Source organism: Acetobacterium sp., assembly GCF_036508315.1.
GTDB lineage: Bacteria > Bacillota > Clostridia > Eubacteriales > Eubacteriaceae > Acetobacterium.
The window spans coordinates 1-4,727 of the sequence record NZ_DATCHP010000046.1 but is presented as its reverse complement, the minus strand read 5'-3'; the positions used below and the strand labels follow the sequence as shown (position 1 = coordinate 4,727).

At 39.2% G+C, this 4,727-nt stretch carries 7 protein-coding genes; 6 read left to right on the top strand and 1 reads right to left on the bottom strand.

Annotated elements, in window-relative coordinates; all coding sequences use genetic code 11:
• Positions 1 to 470 precede the first annotated feature (470 nt).
• From VIK44_RS06215 to VIK44_RS06190, 6 genes are all read left to right on the top strand, one after another.
• Complete coding sequence (locus tag VIK44_RS06215; RefSeq protein WP_331552983.1) at positions 471 to 1,025, top strand: DJ-1 family glyoxalase III; 555 nt, start codon at positions 471 to 473, stop codon at positions 1,023 to 1,025.
• Positions 1,026 to 1,515: 490 nt separating this feature from the next.
• A complete protein-coding gene (locus VIK44_RS06210; protein ID WP_331552982.1) occupies positions 1,516 to 1,914 on the top strand; it encodes a hypothetical protein in 399 nt (132 codons plus the stop codon).
• A 15-nt stretch (positions 1,915 to 1,929) separates the two neighbouring features.
• Entirely contained in the window at positions 1,930 to 2,394 is a 465-nt protein-coding gene (locus VIK44_RS06205; protein ID WP_331552981.1) for a GNAT family N-acetyltransferase, read from the top strand.
• A 48-nt stretch (positions 2,395 to 2,442) separates the two neighbouring features.
• Positions 2,443 to 2,601: a hypothetical protein gene (locus tag VIK44_RS06200; protein WP_331552980.1), complete on the top strand. Its 159-nt coding sequence runs from the start codon at positions 2,443 to 2,445 to the stop codon at positions 2,599 to 2,601.
• An 18-nt stretch (positions 2,602 to 2,619) separates the two neighbouring features.
• Positions 2,620 to 3,579: an NYN domain-containing protein gene (locus VIK44_RS06195; protein ID WP_331552979.1), complete on the top strand. Its 960-nt coding sequence runs from the start codon at positions 2,620 to 2,622 to the stop codon at positions 3,577 to 3,579.
• Between the two features lie 94 nt (positions 3,580 to 3,673).
• Entirely contained in the window at positions 3,674 to 4,042 is a 369-nt protein-coding gene (locus VIK44_RS06190) for a hypothetical protein (RefSeq protein WP_331552978.1), read from the top strand.
• Positions 4,043 to 4,312: 270 nt separating this feature from the next.
• On the opposite strand, the gene VIK44_RS06185 is transcribed toward VIK44_RS06190, so the two are convergent.
• Positions 4,313 to 4,727, bottom strand: a 415-nt coding sequence (locus VIK44_RS06185; RefSeq protein ID WP_331552977.1) for a GBS Bsp-like repeat-containing protein, incomplete at its 5' end; no start/stop codon positions are given.

Sequence of the window (4,727 nt, the reverse complement as noted above, 5' to 3'; positions counted from 1 at the left end):
AATGTCCAGTCGCCAAATTAAGGCCTATGTCGACGATCTCTTCATTGGTGCATTCAATTAAAAAGCTACAGGTGCCAGGCACACTTAAGTTTTTTCGATAAGTTCGGTGACGATTAATCCCGGGGACTCAGTTGTTTTTGTTATTGACAGTGTTGTGGTGGGTCCTGAAGATGGTGATCATAGACACCGCCATATCAGAGATTTCTCTATTCTAAAGTGGATTATAAACGAGGCAAGGGGGTTATTGTATCATTCCGTAGTACCCAAAAACGGCCAAAATTGAAAACAACAATTTTGGTCGCTTTTTATGATGTTATTAATTTTTCATTAGTGGCAATAAAATGATACAATATTTCCATTCAATTCGATCAATACAGACGGTGCCTGGCTCAACTTAACTTAAATGCTGGGACTTTATTTTTTATGTTAAGCGCTGAATGGCATTGTAATAAGCACGTAAAGGGAGGAAAATGATGAATGTAATTGTTTTTTTAGCAGAAGGATTTGAGGAAGTGGAAGCCTTAACAGTTGTCGATTATTTAAGAAGAGTCAAGCAGATTACGGTTCATATGATTGCCATCGGAGACAGCCTTCAGGTTTCAGGAAGTCATCATATCGAAGTAAAAGCGGACAAAAAAATCGATGATCTGTCAAAACTCGACTCATACGAGGCCGTCATAATTCCAGGAGGAATGCCTGGGGCAGCGAATCTAAGAGACGATCAACGGGTCGTAAAAATCGTCAGAAAAATGAATGAAGCAGGGAAATTAGTGGCAGCGATCTGTGCCGGGCCCATCGTTTTAGAAAAAGCAAAGATCATCGATGGGAAAAATGTGACTTCTTACCCCGGATTTGAAAAGGATTTTCCCAATTCAATCTATCTAGCGGACGCTGTAGTGAGTGATGGAAACATTATCACATCTCGTGGACCGGGAAAAGCGGTGGATTTTGCCCTTGAAATCGTGAAGGTTTTAGCTGGAGAGAAAGAGGCAGAGACCTTGAGAAAAAATATCCTCTATGATTAGAGACCTCTATGGTTTTTTCTGTATCGATTAGCGCAGCATAGCGTTTGCCGATGCCCATATCCGGTTCATTACCCACTCCGGTAAAGATAACAGGCAATTGCAAAAGTACCGTGAACTTTGTGATTACCTATGTAAAAATAAAACTGAGGATTGGGCACATTACCCTTGGCTGGTTTCGATTCTTTTGATGATTTTCGCCGAGATACCGCCGACGACGACATTGGCCGGGAAAACAGCGCTCGGATTTCTTCCGGAGTATGGTAGGAACCGTTGAGCTCAGCAGTCAGCTTCAGGGCTTCCTGGAAATCACGTGCATCATCTGATGTATTGCGGAACCGCCTTCAACCGTTTCACCCCGGTTCAAGTGATTCAGAAAATCTCGAGTATCCATTAATCCTCCAATATTGGATCGTTTCAAGACTTTAGTGTAATTTATCCGGGAATCGATAATCAGCAAAAGATATTATTTATACCTGATGAGCTGAGTGCATTGTTTTCCCAATTAGATGGCTTTGAGCTGAAACGCGTTGTTAAGCGAAACACGCAGTGGATATGTTTAGCCCATGGAATGCTCCACTATTATGGGGTTATGGGGATTCGGACCCTAATGGAAAAGATCGAAAACCTGATGAATCAAAAAATTGATATGCTTGAATTCATACATGTTATGTCGTTTGCCTGTGATTTTTATAGGCAGCTGAGTTTCACATCTGCTGGATACCATGATCGGAAGGTATCCAATGTGAAGCTCATTATTCAAGAACAAAAAATGAGGTCCGACCTTGATGACTATCCATTCAGCAAAAAACAGTTAATGGAAGCCAGTGATCCGGATTATATTGAAAAAATACCGGAGATGAATAAGTTCATCCGTGAAGGCAAAATATAGAAAGGACGAAATCATATGACAACCATTATTTATCGTATCGACGATGAAGCCATGTTAGACGAAATTCGGGAGCTGTGGGAAGCGTTGAATCAACATCATGGCCAGGTTTCTGAAAAATTTAAATCCCACTATGAAAATTTTTCTTTTGAATCTCGAAAAAGAACTCTGCTCTTGAAGGCAAAAAATGGGCGATTACGAATTGAAGTGGCTGTTGATCAGGAAAGTATGGAAAATGTGGGGTACTGTATTTCTCGAATCGAGTTTTCAGGAGATGCTGAAATGGAATCGATCTATGTAGAGGAAAACTACCGTGGGTTGGGAATCGGCGAACTGCTCTTAAGCAATGCCATCAACTGGATGGACGAAATGGGGGCTCACACAAAAACCGTATCAGTAGTTGTCGGCAACGAAAAGGCTTTCGGCTTTTATCAGCGTTTCGGATTTTATCCCAGAAAAATGCAACTGGAACAAATCAAATAGCGTGGTCATTGGATTTAAATAACGGTCATAAAAAAATGTGGGGATTTTATGAAAAAGAGTCATACTCCGGATGAAGAACTAAAGGCTTACTATCACCGAACTTCTTTTGATCAAACGGCCCCCTTGAATGATCAGATGGGCGGGCTCCTTGCTGAAGGGTTTTCCAAAGCCGACACGAACGGATTCATTTTACAATACGAAAAATAATGGATGGAGGAACTTTTTTTGAGTGAGAATAATATAGCTCTGTTAATTGATGTAGACAATGTCAGTGCAAAATATGTAAAAAGCATATTTGATGAGCTAAATGCTTTCGGAACAGTGTCAATCAGAAGAATTTATGGTAACTGGAAACGAACTTATGGGTGGAATGAAGATATGTTACTGGAATACTCAATCCAGCCAATTCAGCAATTTGATTATACAAAAGGAAAAAATGCGACTGATATGGCAATGGTTATTGATGCAATGGACATTCTGTATACTCATAAAATCGATGTATTTTGTATCGTAACCAGCGATAGTGATTTCACGAAACTTGCGATGCGATTAAGAGAATCTCAGGCGTATGTGATTGGTATGGGGGAATCAAAGACACCGATAGCGCTTACCAAAGCCTGCAATAAATTTTTGCATCTGGATTTAATCGCATCTGATGAGCCAAAGATCGTCGAAATTGCAGAGACTGTGCCGAATGAAAAAAATGCAGAAGTAAAAGAGATAATAGAATCAAATGTCACACCGATCAGTCAAATTCAGGAATCAATACTAAATATGATTGCTGAATCAGATTGTCTGACACTTGGTGAAGTGGGTTCTTCGTTAGGTAAGCTATTTACTGATTTTGATGTTAGAAATTATGGTTATACTAAACTCAATGTTTTTATTCGTGAAGAATTTCCGAAAATTCAAATCGAAGAAAAGGACGGGTCTTTCTTTGTAAAGATGAAAAATGATGTTGATATCATTACTGTTAAAAAGGAAATAATAGAGATTATAAAAAGTAACCGCGGTGTTATTGGAAACCTGTCTATAATACATAAAGCTTTGAAAACAAAACATAATCATTTCAATTTAAAAGATTATGGATTCAGTCGGTTTTCAAGCCTTTTGAGAAGCATTGACGAAATATCTGTGGATGGCAACAAAGTCAAATTGAAAGGGAAAAATAAACAGAAAATTTAAGTGCTGGTTCCAGGTTAGACTAACTTAAAAAATTAGGTAAAGATAGATAATTATCTTAATAAGATTCTTTGCGTAGAATAGGAGTGATTTATTTGTGGATAAGCCAAAGATTAATGGTGGTGTAGTTAAAAAAAGAATTGAAGAGGAAAGAGCACGAAGAATTTTGAAATATGTTTTTCCGGATAAGTATGGTTCTTCAGAATTATCTGAAAGACCGGATATTATTGCAATTGAAGCAGATATTGGTGTTGAGGTTACAAATTCACAGAAAAAACATATCCACGAAGGTCTTGCCCGGACAGGATCTATAAGTGGAAAAAATGATGAAGCTCTGAATTCCTGCGATCTTATGAATATGGAAAAGAAGAAAGTGACTTCTAATAAAACCCCAACTGGTGAGTATATTGGTGCCATCGCTTTTAGGGGTGAGACCCATAGTCTAATCGAGGCTTATTTTTTCTAAGCTGAGGAATATGAATAAGCAGGGCTACCAGATATTTAATGAAAATAATTTATTTGTATTCTCTTGGTTCATTGATCAAGATGTAATCGATAATACTCATTTAGGGTAAAAAAGGCAATTTTTTGACAGCTACCATCATTCAGGAACTGCGGAAGAAAGTGCAGCCGCCAGCGAAGAACTGTAAAAATAAATTTATAACACGTTAAAAAATCCTTCCAGTGGCGTTCGTTGACGTCATCTGGAAGGATTTTTGCTTTTAGGAAAAGGTGCTTAATGCTCGAGAGCAACCTTGCCAATGAGGTTAAAGGGATTGGCTTTAGTAATGGATGTACTGGAGATGGTATTGTGACCGGCGTTGTCATAGGCATAAACTTGGACATTATAGTCGCCAAGTTCAGAGTTGTGATCACTGTATGGAATAAAACAGCTGGCCACATTGCCTTCAACAGTTCCTTCATGCCAGACTAAATCATCCTGTCCGCCTTTTTCGGTCCAGACTGGAAAGCGAACCTTGCCGATGCCGCTTAAGTCGTCAGAAACAAGAGCGGTGACCTTAATTCCTTTGCCTTCATAGTCGGTAACCTGCACGTCAGATATTACTGGGGGTGTTGTATCAGATGCGGTATTAACGTAATCGCCGATGTAGATATAACCCTGGAAACCGCCCACAGAGGTTGCATCCTCA

Coding starts and splice junctions, on each gene's coding strand:
- VIK44_RS06205 (WP_331552981.1), top strand. CDS start 1,930: ATGACAACCATTATTTATCGTATCGACGATGAAGCCATGTTAGACGAA.
- VIK44_RS06215 (WP_331552983.1), top strand. CDS start 471: ATGATGAATGTAATTGTTTTTTTAGCAGAAGGATTTGAGGAAGTGGAA.
- VIK44_RS06200 (WP_331552980.1), top strand. CDS start 2,443: ATGAAAAAGAGTCATACTCCGGATGAAGAACTAAAGGCTTACTATCAC.